The 18,849-nt window shown below is 37.2% G+C and carries 18 protein-coding genes; 8 read left to right on the top strand and 10 right to left on the bottom strand.

Features of this window, described 5'->3' with window-relative positions; all coding sequences use genetic code 11:
* Window positions 1-181 precede the first annotated feature (181 nt).
* Entirely contained in the window at window positions 182-1,999 is a 1,818-nt protein-coding gene (gene proS / locus IQ247_RS03145; RefSeq protein ID WP_193916951.1) for a proline--tRNA ligase, read from the top strand.
* A gap of 409 nt (window positions 2,000-2,408) precedes the next feature.
* Window positions 2,409-3,035, top strand: a complete 627-nt coding sequence (locus IQ247_RS03140) for a GerMN domain-containing protein (protein ID WP_193916949.1) — start codon at window positions 2,409-2,411, stop codon at window positions 3,033-3,035.
* A gap of 65 nt (window positions 3,036-3,100) precedes the next feature.
* On the opposite strand, the gene IQ247_RS03135 is transcribed toward IQ247_RS03140, so the two are convergent.
* The 6 genes from IQ247_RS03135 to IQ247_RS03110 all read right to left on the bottom strand — a co-directional run bounded on the left by IQ247_RS03135 (window position 3,101) and on the right by IQ247_RS03110 (window position 6,182).
* A complete protein-coding gene (locus IQ247_RS03135) occupies window positions 3,101-3,445 on the bottom strand; it encodes an ArsR/SmtB family transcription factor (protein ID WP_193916947.1) in 345 nt (114 codons plus the stop codon).
* Between the two features lie 68 nt (window positions 3,446-3,513).
* Complete coding sequence (gene accB / locus IQ247_RS03130) at window positions 3,514-4,014, bottom strand: acetyl-CoA carboxylase biotin carboxyl carrier protein (RefSeq protein WP_193916945.1); 501 nt, start codon at window positions 4,012-4,014, stop codon at window positions 3,514-3,516.
* Window positions 4,015-4,149: 135 nt separating this feature from the next.
* Window positions 4,150-4,707 carry an elongation factor P gene (gene efp / locus IQ247_RS03125; protein WP_193917030.1) on the bottom strand — a complete coding sequence of 186 codons (558 nt, stop codon included), beginning with the start codon at window positions 4,705-4,707 and terminating at the stop codon, window positions 4,150-4,152.
* 165 nt (window positions 4,708-4,872) lie between these two features.
* Window positions 4,873-5,502 (bottom strand): phosphoribosylglycinamide formyltransferase, encoded by a 630-nt coding sequence (gene purN, locus IQ247_RS03120; protein ID WP_193916943.1) that lies wholly within the window; start codon window positions 5,500-5,502, stop codon window positions 4,873-4,875.
* A 237-nt stretch (window positions 5,503-5,739) separates the two neighbouring features.
* On the bottom strand, window positions 5,740-5,961 hold the full coding sequence (locus tag IQ247_RS03115; RefSeq protein ID WP_193916941.1) for a type II toxin-antitoxin system HicA family toxin: 222 nt from the start codon (window positions 5,959-5,961) through the stop codon (window positions 5,740-5,742).
* Window positions 5,958-6,182: a type II toxin-antitoxin system HicB family antitoxin gene (locus IQ247_RS03110; protein WP_193916939.1), complete on the bottom strand. Its 225-nt coding sequence runs from the start codon at window positions 6,180-6,182 to the stop codon at window positions 5,958-5,960. Before IQ247_RS03110 ends, IQ247_RS03115 begins: the two co-directional genes overlap by 4 nt.
* A 240-nt stretch (window positions 6,183-6,422) precedes the next feature.
* On the opposite strand from IQ247_RS03110, the gene IQ247_RS03105 reads away from it, so the two are divergent.
* Together IQ247_RS03105 and IQ247_RS03100 are read left to right on the top strand one after the other, a co-directional pair.
* Window positions 6,423-7,325 carry a carbohydrate ABC transporter permease gene (locus IQ247_RS03105; RefSeq protein ID WP_193916937.1) on the top strand — a complete coding sequence of 301 codons (903 nt, stop codon included), beginning with the start codon at window positions 6,423-6,425 and terminating at the stop codon, window positions 7,323-7,325.
* A gap of 507 nt (window positions 7,326-7,832) precedes the next feature.
* Window positions 7,833-8,489 (top strand): pentapeptide repeat-containing protein, encoded by a 657-nt coding sequence (locus IQ247_RS03100; protein ID WP_193916935.1) that lies wholly within the window; start codon window positions 7,833-7,835, stop codon window positions 8,487-8,489.
* A 183-nt stretch (window positions 8,490-8,672) separates the two neighbouring features.
* Here the strand turns inward: IQ247_RS03100 and IQ247_RS03095 are convergent, their stop codons facing one another.
* From IQ247_RS03095 to fraC, 3 genes are all read right to left on the bottom strand, one after another.
* On the bottom strand, window positions 8,673-9,452 hold the full coding sequence (locus IQ247_RS03095; RefSeq protein ID WP_193916933.1) for an ABC transporter permease: 780 nt from the start codon (window positions 9,450-9,452) through the stop codon (window positions 8,673-8,675).
* A 63-nt stretch (window positions 9,453-9,515) separates the two neighbouring features.
* Complete coding sequence (gene fraD / locus IQ247_RS03090; RefSeq protein WP_193916931.1) at window positions 9,516-10,589, bottom strand: septal junction protein FraD; 1,074 nt, start codon at window positions 10,587-10,589, stop codon at window positions 9,516-9,518.
* Window positions 10,590-10,644: 55 nt separating this feature from the next.
* Window positions 10,645-11,214, bottom strand: a complete 570-nt coding sequence (fraC, locus tag IQ247_RS03085; RefSeq protein WP_193916929.1) for a filament integrity protein FraC — start codon at window positions 11,212-11,214, stop codon at window positions 10,645-10,647.
* Window positions 11,215-11,494: 280 nt separating this feature from the next.
* Between fraC and IQ247_RS03080 the strand changes: the two genes are divergently transcribed.
* The 3 genes from IQ247_RS03080 to IQ247_RS03070 all read left to right on the top strand — a co-directional run bounded on the left by IQ247_RS03080 (window position 11,495) and on the right by IQ247_RS03070 (window position 15,607).
* Complete coding sequence (locus IQ247_RS03080) at window positions 11,495-12,625, top strand: cob(I)yrinic acid a,c-diamide adenosyltransferase (protein WP_193916927.1); 1,131 nt, start codon at window positions 11,495-11,497, stop codon at window positions 12,623-12,625.
* A 96-nt stretch (window positions 12,626-12,721) separates the two neighbouring features.
* Window positions 12,722-12,943 carry a hypothetical protein gene (locus IQ247_RS03075; RefSeq protein ID WP_193917038.1) on the top strand — a complete coding sequence of 74 codons (222 nt, stop codon included), beginning with the start codon at window positions 12,722-12,724 and terminating at the stop codon, window positions 12,941-12,943.
* Between the two features lie 114 nt (window positions 12,944-13,057).
* Window positions 13,058-15,607: a penicillin acylase family protein gene (locus tag IQ247_RS03070; protein WP_193916925.1), complete on the top strand. Its 2,550-nt coding sequence runs from the start codon at window positions 13,058-13,060 to the stop codon at window positions 15,605-15,607.
* Window positions 15,608-15,837: 230 nt separating this feature from the next.
* On the opposite strand, the gene IQ247_RS03065 is transcribed toward IQ247_RS03070, so the two are convergent.
* Complete coding sequence (locus IQ247_RS03065; RefSeq protein ID WP_193916923.1) at window positions 15,838-16,449, bottom strand: glutathione S-transferase family protein; 612 nt, start codon at window positions 16,447-16,449, stop codon at window positions 15,838-15,840.
* Between the two features lie 620 nt (window positions 16,450-17,069).
* On the opposite strand from IQ247_RS03065, the gene IQ247_RS03060 reads away from it, so the two are divergent.
* Entirely contained in the window at window positions 17,070-18,794 is a 1,725-nt protein-coding gene (locus IQ247_RS03060) for a cation:proton antiporter (protein ID WP_193916921.1), read from the top strand.
* Window positions 18,795-18,849: the final 55 nt, after the last annotated feature.

Genomic DNA, 18,849 nt, shown 5'->3' with positions numbered 1-18,849 from the left:
ATAATTACCAATTCACAATTCACAATTGGTAATTAATTTTTTGGAGATGGGTAAACCCGTCCAAATTCTATTTGGAACAGCTTAACACTTAGGTTTACAATAAAGCTCTTTCCTGAGTATATTTGCTGAGTATATCAAATACAAATGATTAAATTTATTAAATCTGTAAAGGGGAGACACAATGCGACTGTCACAAATGTTATTCGTTACACTTAGAGATGACCCAGCGGATGCTGAAATTCCCAGCCATAAGCTACTTGTCCGCGCTGGTTATATTCGTCGCATCGGTAGCGGTATATATGCTTATTTACCTTTGATGTGGCGGGTTTTGCAAAAGATTTCCCAAATTGTTCGTGAGGAAATGAATGCTACTGGTGCAATGGAATGTCTTTTGCCTCAATTACAACCTGCGGAGTTATGGAAGGAGTCGGGACGTTGGGATACTTATACTAAGGCTGAGGGTATCATGTTTTCCCTTGTTGACCGTCGCGAACAAAATTTGGCATTAGGTCCCACTCATGAGGAAGTAATCACCACAATTGCACGGGATACGATTCGCTCTTACCGTCAGTTACCAGTTCATCTCTACCAAATTCAAACTAAATTCCGCGATGAAATTCGTCCCCGTTTCGGTTTAATGCGTAGTAGAGAATTTATCATGAAGGATGGCTATTCTTTCCATACTGATGAAGAAAGCTTGAAAAAAACTTATCAGGATATGTACTCTGCCTACAGCAATATGCTGCGGCGTTGTGCTTTACAATTTCGTGCTGTGGAAGCGGATTCTGGGGCTATTGGTGGTGCTGGTTCTACGGAATTTATGGTTTTAGCTGAAGCTGGGGAAGATCAAGTCCTCTATACCGATGACGGCAACTATGCTGCTAATGTGGAAAAAGCGGTTTCTTTACCGGACGATGCCGAAACTTCTAATTTTATAACTTACGAAAAACGAGAAACTCCCAATACTGAGACTATTGAGAAGCTTTGTAAAATACTCGATTGTTCTCCTACTCAAGTTGTCAAAAATGTGCTTTATCAAGCAGTTTATGATAATGGTGCAAATGTATTGATTTTGGTAAGCATCCGAGGCGACCAAGATGTAAATGAAGTTAAGTTATATAATGAATTAACTAAACTAGCTTCAACTTACAAAGCAAATACTATTATCGCTTTAGAGGTACCCAGTCCAGAAGCTCAGGAAAAATGGACGGCGAAGGCTTTACCTTTGGGTTATATTGCACCGGATATTGGCGACGATTATATTAAACCTTCAAAACAGATTCATCCCAAGTTTCTACGTTTGGTAGATAAAACAGCTGTGGATTTAAAGAACTTTGTTACTGGTGCTAATGAATCCGGTTATCACGTACTAGGAGCTAATTGGGGGGAACATTTTAAATTACCAGAAATAGTAGTAGATATACGTACAGCAAGAATTGGCGATCGCGCTTGTCACAATCCAGAGCAAACCTTAAAATCGGCTCGTGGGATTGAAGTGGGACATATTTTTCAATTAGGTAGCAAATATTCCCAAGCCATGGGAGCGACTTATACTACCGAACAAGGTAAGGATAAACCTTTAGAAATGGGTTGTTATGGTGTGGGAGTTTCGCGAATCGCTCAAGCTGCTGTAGAGCAATCCTACGACAAAGACGGAATTATTTGGCCTGTAGCGATTGCACCTTATCATGCAATTGTGACAATTCCTAACATTAAGGATGCTCAACAAGTGGAAGTTGCCGAAAAACTTTACACAGAATTAAATCAAGCCGGAATTGAAACTGTTTTAGACGATAGAAGCGAGCGTGCGGGAGCTAAATTTAAAGATGCCGATTTGATTGGTATTCCTTATCGGATTGTCACCGGAAGGGCGATCGCCGAGGGTAAAGTTGAAGTTGTGGAGCGCAAAAGTAGCGAATCATACGAAATTGCCATCGATGAAGTTGTATCTATTTTAAAGCAGAAAATAAAAGATCAGTTATCGGTTTTGATGGAGTAGATATCTTGTTAACCGTTACTCATCGTGCCAATATTTCCGCTGCGATAAATAACATTACGTTCGGAAAATGAGTCAAAACCTTTGTTAATAAAAGTAGAGATGGAACTCAATCCGCAACAAAGTTAGACAAATTAAGTTAATTGAAATCTTAGTAACTGTAAATGAGGAACAAGTTGCATCATAATTTGTTAAAGGAATAGTAAAAAACCTTAATCAAACACTGGATTTATATCAGGAAAGAACGTGACGGACTTCTAATAAGAATTCTAAAATTACATTATCAGACCGTCCAAACCAGAACTTGCGGCTTTCGTGCAAATTAAACCGTTATATAAAGAACATTCAGTGTTGTCTACCAAGCCCCTCACACAGATACGGGTACTATCGCAGCTAATATAGAAGGTATCAGATGACAGAGCAACCAAAAAATAATCGTATTTCTTCCGGTATCGCGGCAACTATTACAACTGCGGCTGTTGCAGTTGCAGGTGTCGTGGGTTATTTTACGATCAATAATCCCAGCGACACTTCAAATCCAAATCCCCCGATTGTAACTCAGCAACCAACAAATCCAGTAGAAACTCCAAAAGCTACTAACGAAAAAACTGCTACAGTTTATTGGATTCAAGAAAGTCAAGATGGTAACAATTTTGAATTAGTACCTCAAAGCATTCAAGTCCAAGCAGATGTTAATAATCCTTCAGAGTTTTTAGAAGCATCTTTTCAACGTTTATTAGCCGGACCAACAGAAGGAAGTGGTTCTTCTACAATACCTGAAGGTACCAAACTGTTGGATATTAAAGCTCAAGGAGACGAAGTTCGAGTTAACTTGTCGTCCGATTTTCAATTTGGTGGTGGTAGCGCTTCCATGATAGGTCGTGTAGGACAAGTTGTGTATACAGCAACAGCTTTAAATCCCAACGCTAAAGTCTACCTGGAATTGGACGGTGAACAAATTGAAGTGCTTGGTGGTGAAGGCTTAGATTTGCAACAGCCACTGACTCGTGACAATTACCAGAAAAACTTTGAGCTTTAATTAAATCAGTTAACAGTTAACAGTTATCAGGGTTAACTGATAACTGATAACTGATAACTGTTGAATCATCTACCGTTTAGAATCCGAAAACTACGAGCTTGTTGTTCTAACCTGCTAGCAAGACGTTCGCAAACCTGGTTACACAACTCAAAAATCATTTGGTCTTCCACTCGGTAGTAGGCACAAGTTCCTTCACTGCGGCGGCTGAGAATTCCCGCTTGCCACATTACCTTGAGGTGTTTTGATACATTAGCCTGAGAAGTATGGGTTGCTTCTACCAATTCCTGCACGCATTTTTCTTCATATCGAAGCAGATGCAATAATCGTAGGCGCATTGGTTCGCTCAACAGACTGAAGTATTCAGCTACTTGTTGCACCACATCTGAGGGTATAGGCAACGTTTGTTTCATCAGAATTAACCCGCCGCTAAGGTGACTAACTTTTTTTACAATTACACATTCGTTATATAGATTAATACTTAATCGGGGTTAATTCGCATCAAAGCTTGACCATATTCTACAGGAGAACCATTTTCTACCAGAATTTCCATCACTTGACCCGATAAATCCGCTTCAATTTCATTCATCAATTTCATAGCTTCAATGATACATACTGTATCACCACGACGAATGCGATCGCCAACTTCTACAAATGCCGATTCTCCCGGTGCGGGAGCGCGGTAAAAGGTTCCTACCATCGGCGAATAAACTTCTACTAGTTTGGAATCTTTAGCTGTAGAGCTAGGAGGATTATGTCCTCCTCCATTGCCAGGTTTTTCTACCGTCAGCGACAAGTCAGGGGCTGGAATGTTAATTGGGACTGATGGTACTGCAACTACTTCTGATGGTATTGGATGGGGGTGAATAGCACCCCTACGTACCGTTAGTTCAAAATTTTCGCTTTTAAGATTTACTTCTGAAATATCCGTTTGGGCAATAGTCGCCAAAAGTTGACGGATTTCGTTAAAGTCTAATGACACAGCTAAAATGTCCTCATAGAATCAGTTTATAGATAATCAATGGATATATGAGATTTTTTGAAAATGGTAGGGATTGATATCCCCCCACAGTAAGATGACAACGCCGTTTTTTCCAAAAATAAATTGAAGTTGTAGTTATTCCCTACCTAAATATTTATCTTCACGGGTATCGATACGGATACGTTCTCCTTGAGAAATAAATAAAGGAACCATTATAGATGCTCCAGTTGAGAGCTTCGCTGGTTTACTGCCTCCTGTTGCGGTATCACCTTTGACACCAGGATCGGTTTCTATAACTTCCAGCACTACAGAATTGGGTAATTCGACCTCTAGTACTTGCTCATTCCAGCGAACCACATTAACTTCCATACCTTCTGACAGATATTTAACGCGATCGCCAATTTGTGCGGAAGTTAAACGGCTTTCTTCATAAGTTTCCATATCCATGAAGACGAAATCATCTCCTTCTTTATAGGTATGCTGCATAGTACTTTTTTCCAAAGTAGCTTGAGGTACCGTTTCTCCAGCGCGGAAGGTTTTTTCTACAGTATTACCAGTCGTCACACTTTTAAGTTTCGTCCGCACAAAAGCAGAACCTTTACCTGGCTTAACGTGGAGGAATTCTACCACTCGCCATACCGAACCATCTATTACAATTGAAACACCAGAGCGAAAGTCGTTACTCGAAATCATGATATTTTCATATGATGGGAAGACAATCGGCATTTATTGTACCCCCCTATCGCAAAAATAGGATAATTTGTAATTAAATATTGGGGAACAGGTCGAAGGTTAAAGATCAAAGGTCAAAGGTGTAATAACCACTCTCAACTGCCAACTGTCAACTGTCAACTCTTCTCACTCCTTCGCTGCTAAATTAATCGCTATGGGCAAAATTCGATGTTCTTGAATTTGAATTCTTTTATGAAGCGTGTCTGGGTTATCATTGGGTAGCACTGGTACGGCTGCTTGCATGATAATTTTACCGCTATCCATTTCTAAGGAGACCAGATGCACTGTACAACCAGTAATCTTAACTCCAGCTTCTATTGCTTGTTCTATTGCACCGACTCCTTTAAAGCTGGGTAGCAAGCTGGGATGAATATTAATTATTTTGTCGGGAAATGCATCAATTAATGTTTGAGTTACCAAGCGCATCCAGCCAGCCATAATCACCCATTCCACGTGATGGAAACGCAATGTTTGAACAATTTGCTGATCTAACTGTTCTCGGTGCTTGTAGTCACGATGATTGATGAGTATGGCAGGAATATCCCATTTATCTGCTCGTACTGCTACATAAGCATCGGGATTATTATAAATTAAAACTTGAATTTGAGCGTTTAATTGTCCGTTTTCAATGGCTTGAGCAATTGCTTCAAAATTACTTCCATTACCTGAAGCCATTATTCCCAATTTTAAAGGTTTTGATACCTGTGACTGTGTGGGGATATCAGGAGATACCAAACTTGGGGAGAGAGAATTCATGTTTTTGTAAAATTTTCAAAAATAAGTAATAGGTAAAATCTTAAATCTTTTCTTGCCTATTCCCTATAGCAAATTTCAGTTGAGTCCAATACACTAAAACCTCACCCCCTTCCCCTCTCCTGTCGGGAGGAGAGGGGTGCCCGGAGGACGGGGTGAGATAAAATTTGTATTCCACCCAAGCGAAAACTGCTATATTTCTCCGTTTTCTATTAATTTTGTCTAATTACTTCTAATTACTTATAACAGTTCAATGAATTCGTCAACACTCAAGTCAATTTGCCGAATAATTGCACGCAAAGTGCCTCGATCGAGTTCTTTATGATCTGGTACTGAGACTGTGGTTCTAGGTTCTTCACGTACTAAAATTATATGACTTCCGCGCTGACGGTCTACAGCAAAGCCTATCTGCTCAAGTGCTTTAACACAGTCTGCACCTGAAATAACAGGTAACTTACTCATACCAGAACGACCTCAATCGTATCATTTGGAATGGGTTCACCTCGGTCTTGCAATACTTCAATATAAAGAGCGATCGCTTCTTCAATATTGGCTAAAGCTTCTTCACGAGTTTTTCCCTGACTAATGCATCCTGACAAGCTGGGTACTTCCACGATAAAGTATCCATCCTCACCAGGATATAGAAGTACTTTGCGTTTGGATTCAGTTTGCGGGTTAGCCATAGTAATAGTAATTGATCAATACTGTTCGGTCATTTAATTCAAATACTAACATTCTCGCAGGGGAGAAAAGCTACATTGCTTGAAGCTTTGTTGTGGAGACGTTTCGGGATGCACATTATTACTACTAATGCACCAACGCAACTGCAATTTCGGCTGGAAACTTTGCTACCGTAAATACAAAATCGACTAGCGACACCTACTTAGGTAAAATACCTTTACCGGCTTCTATCATCGCATTCTATGCAGAAAAATACTAAAACTTCCCAAACTTCTTTCAAAAATCTACTAGACAACGAAACCTTTGCAGCTTGGTTTTTTCTCGCTCCCGCACTTGCACTACTGTTTGTTTTTGTCATTGGACCAATTGGCTATTTATTTTACCTCAGCTTTACCAATGGCAGTTTTACTAAAGAAGGTATGACTTGGGTTGGGTTAAAAAATTATCTACGTTTAATACTTAATCCTGATTTTTATCAAGTAATGTGGAATACTTTGTATTTCACAGTCGCTACGGTGATACCTAGTATTGTTATCCCTTTAGGATTAGCTGTGCTATTAAACCGAAATATCATTTTGCGGGGATTTTTACGAACTGCTTATTTTTTACCTTCAATTGTTTCTTTAGTCGCTGCTGGTTTGGGATTTCGCTGGCTATTTCAAAATGAAGGTCCTGTGAATGCCTTGCTTTCGGGTATTGGTATTCAACCTATTCCTTGGTTGAGCAGTACTGTATGGGCAATGCCTGTAATAATTTTATTAAGTATTTGGAAGCAGCTTGGTTTCAATATGGTGGTTTTTCTAGCTGGTTTGCAAGCTATTCCAGTTAGTCGTTATGAAGCCGCAGAACTTGATGGTGCTAGCGGTTGGGAACAATTTTGGTACGTTACTTTACCGGGATTGCGGCCGACTTTGATATTTACAACGATAACCACTGTTATTTTCACTTTACGCAGTTTTGAGCAGGTTTATGTCATTACTGGTGGTGGTCCTCTCAATTCTACAAATTTACTGGTTTATTATATTTATCAAGAAGCTTTCGGTCAGTTTGATTTCGGTTATGCAGCAGCAGCAGCAACTGTACTACTTGCGATCGCAATGGTGTTGGTTTATTTTCAGTTAAGGACTTGGGGTGAAGATAGTTAATTTGTGATTTTTTTGTGGGGCTTTAGCCCTGTTGAATTAAAAGATTTAAATAAATTATCATACAAGTTATTTTTTGCATTTTGGTTAATAAAATATTAAGTTTAAATTATATTTTGAATTTGAAGTTTTTGTTTTTTTTTACGCAGAGTCACACTGAGGTTTACGCGGAGGTACGCAGAGTTTTTAATGTAAACGGTAAAGAGATACAGCGCGATATTCAGAAGGAATTGCATCGCGAACGTAAATGAAAATCAGCAGTCATAATATGGTGACTTTTTATATTTATATATATGAAAGCTATCAGGTTTTGGTGATTTTATCAGGATGCTTTGACAAATGATTTGACTATAAAACAGCTATTTTCAATTGTTTGCGGATTCTTTGATCATTTTTTTGCAAAAAATTTAAAATTGATTATTCTAATCTTTTCGTTTTAGGGTGTAACCTCGAAATACAGTAATTGTCAGGATGGCGATTTAACAAATTTTACACTCAAAGGAAAATATTATGGATAATCGTGCTGACAAACAGGAATTCGTATTAAGTCAAATTACCGATAGTTTTGGACAAAGAGACTTTAGCGGATACGATTTAAGTGGAATCGATTTAAGAGAAGTTGATTTAACCGGAGTCAATTTGACAGGAGCAGATTTACGTAATGCTAATTTCAGCGGAGCAATTCTCAAGAAAGCTAAATTAGATAATGCAAATTTAACTCAAGCTTGTTTGCGAGAAACTTATATGCATGAAGCATCTTTTCGTGAAGCTAATTTAACTAATGTAGATTTCAGGCAAGCTTCTTTATGTGGTGCAATATTTTCAGGTGCAAATTTATATGGTAGCAATTTACGAGAAGCTTCTTTGTGCGATACAGATTTACAAAAAGCTAACTTAAGTCAAGTTCAACTAATTGAAGCATCTTTGATTGAAGCGAATTTGTTCAAAGCTAATCTTCAACAAGCCAGATTATGTGGTGCCAATTTATTAGAAGCGAATTTGAATCAAGCTGACCTAACTAATGCTGACCTCGCTTGGGCTAATTTAACTCAAGCTAACTTAAGAGAAGCAAATTTGCAACGCACAAACTTAAGAAACGCTAACTTAGACCAAGCAATTATGCCTGATGGTAGAATCAAAGAAATTCAAATTTTTTGTTTTAGTTGATCAACAAATCAGTTAACAGTTATCAGTTATCAATTAACTGATAACTGAAGAACCGGCTTTTTCAAAAAATCGGCTTGATCAATATCTCAAATAATTGCTCTACTTGACATTTTTGAGGAAATAGAAAAATTTTATTTTTTCGCGTAACTCCTAACTCCGGTGGTACTAACTCCGATAGTTCTTCTAAAATTCCTTTTGCGAAAAAATCACAGAAGCTAAAGCTAGAATCATTGCGGTATAAATCAAACCGTATCCAGCATTTATAAATAGCGTTGTGGAATCGGGTAATGCTGATAAACCATAAACAGCTTCATTTTTTAAATCTAAACGGGATAAATCGGGTAAAAGTAAATATAAACCTTGAGTTATTTTCTCTAAACCGGGATTTTCACTGATTCGAGCTAGATTAAGTAAATCTTGGGTGATATTTCCCATTAAATAAACTGCAAACGTTAAAGCTGTTGCTAATATTGAAGCTGTAAATACACCAAAAGTAATTGCGATCGCCCCGATTAAAGATAATTGTAATATCAGGAAAATAGCATTAACTATAATACTTGTGGCAGAATAACTGATATTATTTACTTGTAGAAATATTAAATAAATAGCACTCATTGCGGCGACAATTAATCCTAAAACAGCCGATAAGCCGAAATATTTCCCCATAATAAATTCATTTCCACTGACGGGTTTAGCAATTAACATTAAAATCGTGCGTTTTTCGATTTCTTTGTTAATTAATCCTGTACCTACAAATACCGCAATAATTAGACTCAGGACGTTCATTACTGCTAAACCCAAGTCTAAAAACATTTTATCTTCAGTAGCTGCTGCTATTTGCGGTAGAAAAAAAACTGCAATTGTCAAAATAATTGCGTAAAAACCGATGATATACAAAATACGATCGCGCACCACTTCCAAGAAAGCATTATTCGCGATCGCAAATATTCGATTCACATTCATAGTAATTCAAGAATTAGTCATTTTCACATATCAGTTATCAGTTATCAATTGCTAATTGTCAATTTATCGCTGTTGTTGGGGAGGATTTCCGAAACCAGAGCGAATTTGCGGTAAACACTCGATTTCTGCAACAGTGATTTTCTCATTTTGAGGACTGAGGGTGTCAACAGGTTCTGTAATGGGTTCAATTTGACATGACTTCTGGAGATAATATCCATCGGGTACAGCACTCGGACCATCCCATACACTAAATAAATTTAAGATGTAAGAACTGGGATTTTTTGGATCAAGATTGTCTACAGTTGCTTGAGTACTCCATAAATCTTTTTCTTCAAATTCAGCTAAATGAATTGCAATTACTGCTTCTCCGAGCTTGTTAACCTCTTGATTTGCATTCTTTAACCATAGTTCGACGTTAGACCAAGATTTTCCTCTTAATGCTGTTTCTACCGCTTGCTGAAGTTTGTCTAAAATTAAAACCCCGTTTTTGGGAGTTTTATCTCCAGGTTCCAAAAACGTCAATAAATCACTGCGTTGAGTAATTTCCTTGTCATCAACCTTCTCAGAAACTGGATATTTAGCGCTGGGATATTCGCTGATCCATCTATCTGTAACTACATAAACATTTAACCAGCAACTTAATAAAATAGAGCAACCAATTAAAACTATCAAACTTTCACGGTCTTCTAATTTTGGTAGCTGAGTTTTAACATCGGTACCGCTTCCTTCAAAAAACTCCGGAATAGCAGTAATTAATGCGGATATTGTCGGCCAAAAAATAATTGTTCGAGCTACAACTGCATCGTCTTGCCGAAAAGCGAAAATACTGACTATACCTCCTGTGATTACTGCTCCCACAGGCATAATAGTACCGGGTATATACAAAGGTTTATCCGTGGTATACCAAGAAGTACCAGCAATTAGAAATACCCAACCAAAAAATGCGATAATATCTTGAATCGGACTATCAGCTAAAGATGACATCAACCAAGAAAATACACTCAAATAAATTAATGTCTGCCAAGAAAAAGCTCTTGGTGGTATAAAGAAATTTTTAATCCGGTTAAAAATATCCTTAAAAAAATCAAGTATAGCCGCTAATCCAATCAACTCTAGGGTATCATCTACTAAACCCATTTTTTTCTCCTATTTATTCCCAAACATCAATAATATTTAGCCTAATTATCAGTGATTACGATAAATTTGTACGAGCGAAGATCCGAAATAATATAACTAAGGTAATCGCACTATAGCTGAGTGAATTAGCTATTAATGTAGTAGTCAACAAACTTGTACTTTGAAGTGCTTTTCTGCCCCGGCGCGTTTTTCGCCATAAAAGAATCGAGTCTTCTGGCTCTGGTTCTGCCTTTTTGTCATCAGGTTCGCTTAATGCGATAATCAACAATCTTAACAATCCGAACTTGACCATCAAAGTCCCAAAAAAAGTGATAAAAGCAGCAAGAATTATATTGCCATAAATATTATCTTCTAGGCGATTGTAAAGTAAAAAATTTAGTAACCCTAATTTATAATTACGGAAAAAAGTACTTGGCTCTATCAAAAAGAAAACTATCCAACCAATCGCATTGGAAAACACATTTATGGAGATTGCGTAAAAAGCACTGGTTCTTTTATCGAACTTTAATCTCTTATTCAAAATATATGCTTCTATCGGAATCGCTACCAATAAAAATAAAAAGTCAAATATGATTAGCCCAAAAGGAAAGGCTCGGAAATAGTCAGAAAAGTCAAAGTTTGGCATATGCTTGTTACCAAATCCTGTGTAATATGATGTACTACAATTGTAATTTAATGGCTGTATCAAAAAATAATATTAAACGGAATTTACGTGTTTTACCATTTTTTACAGCAGAACTAGCATAAAGATAAATAATTGTTTAATGCAAGGCAGGTTTGAGTGAGAATCTTCTATTTTAATTTTTATTGAATTTTATAAGTTTTTATGAGTTTTTATCTCTTCCTGATGGTACATGAAGTTCGGTAAGATAAAAGACTGCCACATTAGAGCTAGTAGGGTTGAGATGACAAGGAACGGCATCGGTATTCGCACAGCACAACTACGTCCCACAAGGCTTAAAGGTCAAATTCACGTTTACGATGGGGCGGGTAAAGGTAAATCTCAAGCTGCTTTAGGAGTAGTTTTACGTTCAATTGGTTTAGGTATCAATAACTCAAATAACTACAATCGGGTGTTGTTGCTGCGGTTTCTCAAAGGTCCGGAAAGGGATTACGATGAAGATGGGGCAATTGCAGCTTTGCAACGCGGTTTTCCCCATCTAATTGACCAAGTACGCACTGGTAGGGCAGAATTTTTTGATAAAAATGAAATTATCCCCTTCGATAAACAAGAAGCAATCAGAGGTTGGGATGTTGCCAAAGGTGCTATTGCCGGAGGGTTGTATTCGGTTGTTGTATTAGATGAAATCAACCCTGTATTAGATTTGGGTTTACTAGAAGTCGATGAAGTCGTAAAAACCTTACAATCCAAACCTCAAGAATTGGAAATCATTGCTACCGGGAGAGGTGCGCCCCAACAACTCTTAGATATTGCCGATTTACATTCAGAAATGAAGCCCCACTCCACAGCAAAACTATATGGATTGGAAGGCATCGAAATTTATACGGGTTCTGGTAAAGGCAAATCCACCAGCGCTTTAGGTAAAGCTTTAAAAGCCATAGGTAGAGGAATAAATCATCCCGGTTCGACTCGTGTATTAATTATGCAGTGGCTCAAAGGCGGCAGTGGATACACTGAAGATGAAGCCATTTCCGCACTACAACAATCTTATCCCGAAGTCGTAGACCATCAACGCTGCGGTAGGGATGCTATAGTATGGCGCAATTCTCGGCAAGAATTGGACTATGTAGAAGCCGAAAGAGGTTGGGAAATCGCCAAAACAGCTATTGCTTCCGGATTATATAAAACCATCATTCTTGACGAACTCAATCCCACTGTAGATTTAGAATTACTACCAGTGGAGCCGATTATGGAAATATTACTTCGCAAACCCCGTCATACAGAAGTCATTATCACAGGACGTTGCCAAAATCAACCAGAATACTTTGAATTAGCCAGCGTTCATTCTGAAGTTTACTGTCACAAACATTATGCTAATCATGGAGTAGAACCCAAACGTGGAGTTGATTTTTAACAGTTATCAGTTATCAGTTAACAGTTAAATTCCTGAATTTAAGTCCCCCTTCATCAACTTGTAAGTACTGATAACTGCTACAGAAGTCGGGTTGTTATGAGAATTCTAAGCGTGTTATGGATATTTATAGTAAAAACCCGACTTCTTACCCCACGTATTATCAACAACCATCAACCAACTACTAACAACCAACTACTAACAACTAAAAAGATGGAAAATACCAACATACTCGATTTAGTTACAGCAGGACTTGCATTATCAATTCTCATCGGAGGTTTTTTAATGATGTTCACTAACGTTTTTACTACCAAACGTTAATCTTGTTTTTTCTACCCATCCCTTGCAAATTACCGTTCAACAATGCCTACAAACCTGTATAATATCGTTTATTTAACCGTAATTATACAGTTGGCAAGTTGATGGATAAATTAAATGAATTATCTTAAAAAAGATGGGTTTGGAGCAGTATTTAAGAATATTGGAATATTATTTCTAGTATTAATTATAACTTTAGTAGGATTAACTACTTACACATTTAGAAAATCTTTTCCTCAAGAAAACGGCACAATTGCGATTCGGGGACTTGAAAATCAAGTCAAAGTCCTACGAGATGAATGGGGAATCCCGCAAATTTATGCTACATCTTCTCATGATTTATTCTTAGCACAAGGTTACGTCCACGCTCAAGACCGCTTTTGGCAAATGGATTTTTGGCGACATATTGGTGCTGGAAGACTTTCAGAAATGTTTGGGGAGTCGCAGTTAGACAAGGATAAATTTTTAAGGACGATGGGATGGAAGCACATAGCACAGCAGGAATTTGCTACATTAAATGCCGAGACAAAGGCAAATTTACAAGCTTATGCAGAAGGTGTAAATATTTATTTGGCAAGTCATCAAGGTAGCGCTTTAAGCTTAGAATATGCCGTATTAAAACTGATACATCGCCAATATCGTCCGGAACCTTGGCAGCCAATAGATTCTATCCTTTGGGGTAAAGTTATGGCTTATGACCTGAGTACAAATTTGGGTGATGAGATTGAACGTAGTATTCTGTTAAAAGATTTTTCTCAACAACGGGTAGAGGAACTTTTTCCGGTTTATCCTGATGATTTTCCCGTAATTGTACCTGAATTCAAAGTAGCTAAAAAAGCAGAAGAAACAAAAACAAAACAAAATATAAATTTACTCGCTCTCCCAGATATTACCCCTGATTTGAAATCGATTGCTAGTAATGTAGCTGCAATGGAAGAAATTCTCGGTGGCACCCGAATAGGTGTAGGTTCCAACAGTTGGACTATTTCCGGGAAACGCACGGTAACGGGTAAACCGATTTTAGCCGATGACCCCCATTTAGCGGTGCAAATGCCTTCAATTTGGTATGAAGTCGGTTTACACTGTATTTCCACAAGTAATTCAATAAGCAACAATTGTCCTTATAATGTTACGGGTTTTTCCTTTGCGGGAGTACCGGGGGTAATTGTCGGTCATAATCACCGCATCGCTTGGGGTGTAACTAATGTGATGTCCGATACCATGGATTTGTATGTAGAAAAAATCAATCCCGAAAACCCCAATCAATATGAAATCAATGGTAAGTGGGTGGATATGCAACTTGTCAACGAAGAAATTCAAGTTGCGGACTCCGAACCAGTAAATCAAATTGTCCGCTACACTCAACACGGTGCGATTCTTTCCGATGTTCTACCTTCGTTACAAAAATTTCCTAAATCATCAGTAAAAGTCCCGACAAATTACGCTGTTTCGCTACGCTGGACTGTTTTAGAACCTTCCCAGCTAATTACTGCTATCCAAGAAATAAATCGCGCTGAAAATTGGTCGCAATTTCGTAGAGCTGCCAGTAAATTTGATATTGCGGCTCAGAATTTAGTATACGCAGATGTTGATGGAAATATTGGCTACCAAATGACTGGTAAAACTCCTATACGCAAAAAAGGAGATGGACGCTATCCGGTAGCTGGTTGGAATGATGAATACGAATGGATTGGTTATATTGATTTTGAAGAATCACCTCATAGTTTTAATCCATCGCGAGGATATATTGTTACCGCGAATAATGCCATAGTTGATCAAAGTTACCCCTATGTGATTACTAAAGATTGGGTTCACGGGTATCGTGCAAAACGTATTGAAGAAATGATTTCTGATACCAATAAACTATTAACTTTGGCTGATATTGAGTCTATCCAAGGTGATACCCTTGATATTAATGCACGGGATTTGATCCCAATATTTAAGTCGATTGATTTTGATGATTCCCAAACCGAAAATGCGCGTCAATTGTTACTCAACTGGGATTTTCAACTGAAGATAGAATCACCAGCATCCGCAATTTTCGAGACATTCTGGAAAAAATTATTAGCGTTGACATTCCACGATGAATTACCCCTAGATTATCATCCCGATGGTGGCGATCGCTGGTATGCAGTTGTGAAAAATTTAATGGAACAACCAGATAATTTATGGTGGGATAATCGCAACACACCACAAGTGGAAAACCGGGATGAGATATTTAAACAAGCATTAGTAGAAGCAGTAGCAGAATTAGAAAATAGTTTAGGTCACAATCCCGAAAAATGGACTTGGGGAAAGCTCCATCAAATCAACTTTCGCAATGTTACTTTAGGTAAATCGGGAGTTGCTTTGATTGAAAGACTATTTAATCGGGGAACATTTGCAACAGCCGGAGATGGAGAAACTGTCAATGCTAACCGTTGGAAAGCTAATCAATCATCTTTTGAAGTTACCCATATTCCTTCATTACGGATGATTGTAGATTTAGCCTCATTCGACAACTCCCAAGCAATTCACAGTACCGGACAATCGGGACACGCATTTAATCCTCACTATACTGATATGATTGAACCGTGGCGCGATATTAAATATCATTCCATGCTTTGGGAAGATGACAAAATTGATCGAAATACAAAATCAGCTCTTTTATTAGTACCTGGGGAATAAAGTGTGTCGGTAAGAAGTCGGGTTTTGATCACAGTTATCTTCTGTTAGAGATATTTCAGGAGAAAAACCCGACTTCTTCATAGTTGGAACTCACGTTAAGTAAATTTAAATTTTGTTACATATATTATACAAAACAGCTAAAATTTACACTTTTACCTCAGTACAAAATTTCAAATAAACACTCAACTTAACTTATTCCCAATTACCAATTACCAATTCCCCATTTATTGTTATCCTTGATTAATTCCAATATGCCCCGGTTGCATTTTGACTCTTTCTATCCAAGCTTGAATCGCTTTGAATCTACTTAAATCAAATCCTCCTTCATCTGCAACATGGGTATAAGCAAATAAAGCAATATCGGCAATTGTATAACGTTCTCCAACAAAGAAACTTTTCCCAGTTAAATGATTGGACATTACTTCAAGGGCTCGATAACCACCCTCATGCTTTTCTTTTAATGCTTCTTGATATTCCTCTGCTTTACCTAAAATAGAAATCCAATATCTAGATGTAGCGATAAATGGTTCGTGACTGTACTGTTCAAAGAATAGCCATTGTAATACCTGTGCTTTTAAAAAACGGTCATAAGGTAAAAATTCCGTTCCTTCACTTAGATACATTAATATTGCATTTGACTCTGCTAAGTATTTACCCTCACCAATTTCTAGAACTGGTATTTTACCGTTCGGATTTCTGCTTAAAAATTCTGGACTTCTAGTTTCTCCTTCTAATATATTTATCTCTATTCTGTCAAATGGCATACCAATTTGTGTTAATAACAAACGTATCTTATAGCCATTACCTGATGGTAAGAAATCATACAAACGCAGGGTTTCCATGCTGAAAAGTATCAAAATGAAATAATTATTCAATGTAAGATTAAAGTTACAATATATTGTCCAAAAAACAGAATATAAATTATATTTATTTTATAATATAAACAATTATATCAATATTTTGTTAAAAAATAAAAAAGACACATCCCCTGTTTCTTTACCTATCTAGCAATGTGAGTGTTAGATAAAATACGATGTCTATGAAATATTTTTAACTTGAAATTTTGAAATATACCGATATTTTTTTGACTATATATAGAAATCCAGTTTGATGTTTGAATAAGATTAGGTATTTGTAGTAGTCCGAAACCCTGAAAATGGTAGGATAAATTGTATTTTAGTAAAGACTTGCATTTCCTGATCAGCAAAGAGTCAAGAAACTGATTTTCCCAGAATTTTAATGCAGCAAATTTAACAATTGAGTTGATATTCTCCAACAATATGTTATTAATTAAACACACTGCGATATCAAGCCAAGTTTAACGCGAAAATTCAAGTCGTATTTTGCCTTTTAGTTTTGTAGAGTAATTAACTGTATATATAATTGCGATAGGTTCCGCCGATACCTTCATACATATAGCGCTAACGTGATAATAAGAATAGCGTACCAAAAAAGGAAAAACATGGCAGCATCAGGGCATAGTTTAATTGTGGATTTTACCACAGTTTTGGGAGCATCGGCGCTGGGTGGATATATCGCTAACAAGCTGCGTCAACCTGTTTTATTAGGATATCTTGCTAGTGGATTGATTGTCGGTCCTTTTGGCTTTAAATTATTAAACGATGTCAATTTAATCAAATCGTTAGCGGAATTTGGCGTTGCTTTTCTCCTGTTCGCTTTGGGTGTAGAGTTTTCTTTTGCCGAGGTTAAACGAGTTAAGGATATTGCTATTAGTGGTAGTTTATTACAAATCGCATTAACCACTATCTTTGTAACTCTAATTACTGTTGCTTTTGGTTGGGCTTCGGGATTGCCACAAGGAATATTTTTAGGTGTGGTGTTTTCCCTTTCTTCTACAGCGGTAGTATTGAAAACACTTACCGAAAAAGGAGAAACTTATACAGTCCACGGTCAAATTATGTTGGCGATTTTAATCGTTCAAGATTTGGCTTTGGGTATCATGTTAGCGATTTTGCCAGCATTGAAACAACCGGAAAATATTGCTCCGGCTTTGTTTTTAGCTGTAGTTAAAGTTATTGCATTTGGGGCGATCGCATTTATTTTAAGTCGTTGGGTTGTACCGGGTTTAATTCGTAATATTGCAGCAACTGAAAGTGACGAATTATTCTTAATAACTATCATAGCTTTATGTTTAGGAGTGGCTTTAATTACAGCGGCTCTCGGTCTTTCTATTGAAATGGGTGCTTTTGTCGCGGGTTTAATGATATCAGAAATAGACTATGCAGACCATGCTTTAGCCAAAGTTTTACCGTTACGTGACACTTTTGCTAGCCTTTTTTTCGCTTCAATTGGAATGCTGATTGACCCAACTATTTTGATTAATAATTTCTGGTTAATTTTAGGGTTAGTAACATTAATAATGGTAGGTAAAGCCGCAATTGTATTTCCCATTGTCCTCAAATTTGGTTATTCTGTGAGAACAGCAGTAATTACTGCTCTTGGTATTAATCAAATAGGTGAATTTTCCTTCGTATTAGAATTAACTGGTTTAGAATTAAAACTGATTTCTGAAGAAGTTTATCTTTTACTTTTAGGTACTACGGCAATTACTTTAGTTGTGACTCCTATTTTATTAGAAAGAGCGCCCAAATTAGCAGATAAACTCACACAAATACCATTTATCTTCAAATATCTGCGGCGTTTTGAAGCACCTAAAAGCTTCTCTATTCCAGATACCATAAACTCTCATGTAGTTGTCGCAGGTTATGGTAGAGTTGGACAAGTTGTAGTCAAAATATTACAAAATCAAGGTTATCCACTCATTGTGATTGATAATTGCGAACCCGCAATTCAAAGACTTAGAAGCAAAAAAATTCCTTACTTATTTGGTGATGCTGATTCTGAATTAGTTTTAGAAAAAGCTCATTTAGAAAAAGCAAAAGCCTTAGTAATTGCCTTACCCGACGCTGCCAGCACTAGAATACTATTAGAACACGCTTTGTCAATAGCTCCTGGGTTAGATATTATTGCGCGATCGCACTCTGATAAAGAAATAGATATTCTGACTCAAATGGGTGCAAAAGAAGTAGTACAACCAGAATTTGAAGCAGCATTAGAATTAGGAACTCATTTACTCAAAACCTTGGGTGCAAAAGAATATCAAATTTACGATATCATCAATAAAATTCGTATCGATAAGTATTTGAGTATTAGACCGGATAGGTAAGTTAATTATCAATGCCCGTTAACCTAAATAGTGATAAAATAAGATTAAGTCTTTG

The sequence above is a fragment of the Plectonema cf. radiosum LEGE 06105 genome (assembly GCF_015207665.1).
GTDB lineage: Bacteria > Cyanobacteriota > Cyanobacteriia > Cyanobacteriales > Nostocaceae > Rivularia > Rivularia radiosa_A.
The sequence above is the reverse complement of the archived record's forward strand: the minus strand, read 5'-3'. Positions and strand labels throughout refer to the sequence as shown.

Coding starts and splice junctions, on each gene's coding strand:
- proS (WP_193916951.1), top strand. CDS start 182: ATGCGACTGTCACAAATGTTATTCGTTACACTTAGAGATGACCCAGCG.
- IQ247_RS03140 (WP_193916949.1), top strand. CDS start 2,409: ATGACAGAGCAACCAAAAAATAATCGTATTTCTTCCGGTATCGCGGCA.
- IQ247_RS03135 (WP_193916947.1), bottom strand. CDS start 3,445: ATGAAACAAACGTTGCCTATACCCTCAGATGTGGTGCAACAAGTAGCT.
- efp (WP_193917030.1), bottom strand. CDS start 4,707: ATGATTTCGAGTAACGACTTTCGCTCTGGTGTTTCAATTGTAATAGAT.
- purN (WP_193916943.1), bottom strand. CDS start 5,502: ATGAATTCTCTCTCCCCAAGTTTGGTATCTCCTGATATCCCCACACAG.
- IQ247_RS03115 (WP_193916941.1), bottom strand. CDS start 5,961: ATGAGTAAGTTACCTGTTATTTCAGGTGCAGACTGTGTTAAAGCACTT.
- IQ247_RS03110 (WP_193916939.1), bottom strand. CDS start 6,182: ATGGCTAACCCGCAAACTGAATCCAAACGCAAAGTACTTCTATATCCT.
- IQ247_RS03105 (WP_193916937.1), top strand. CDS start 6,423: ATGCAGAAAAATACTAAAACTTCCCAAACTTCTTTCAAAAATCTACTA.
- IQ247_RS03100 (WP_193916935.1), top strand. CDS start 7,833: ATGGATAATCGTGCTGACAAACAGGAATTCGTATTAAGTCAAATTACC.
- IQ247_RS03095 (WP_193916933.1), bottom strand. CDS start 9,452: ATGAATGTGAATCGAATATTTGCGATCGCGAATAATGCTTTCTTGGAA.
- fraD (WP_193916931.1), bottom strand. CDS start 10,589: ATGGGTTTAGTAGATGATACCCTAGAGTTGATTGGATTAGCGGCTATA.
- fraC (WP_193916929.1), bottom strand. CDS start 11,214: ATGCCAAACTTTGACTTTTCTGACTATTTCCGAGCCTTTCCTTTTGGG.
- IQ247_RS03080 (WP_193916927.1), top strand. CDS start 11,495: ATGACAAGGAACGGCATCGGTATTCGCACAGCACAACTACGTCCCACA.
- IQ247_RS03075 (WP_193917038.1), top strand. CDS start 12,722: ATGAGAATTCTAAGCGTGTTATGGATATTTATAGTAAAAACCCGACTT.
- IQ247_RS03070 (WP_193916925.1), top strand. CDS start 13,058: ATGAATTATCTTAAAAAAGATGGGTTTGGAGCAGTATTTAAGAATATT.
- IQ247_RS03065 (WP_193916923.1), bottom strand. CDS start 16,449: ATGGAAACCCTGCGTTTGTATGATTTCTTACCATCAGGTAATGGCTAT.
- IQ247_RS03060 (WP_193916921.1), top strand. CDS start 17,070: ATGGCAGCATCAGGGCATAGTTTAATTGTGGATTTTACCACAGTTTTG.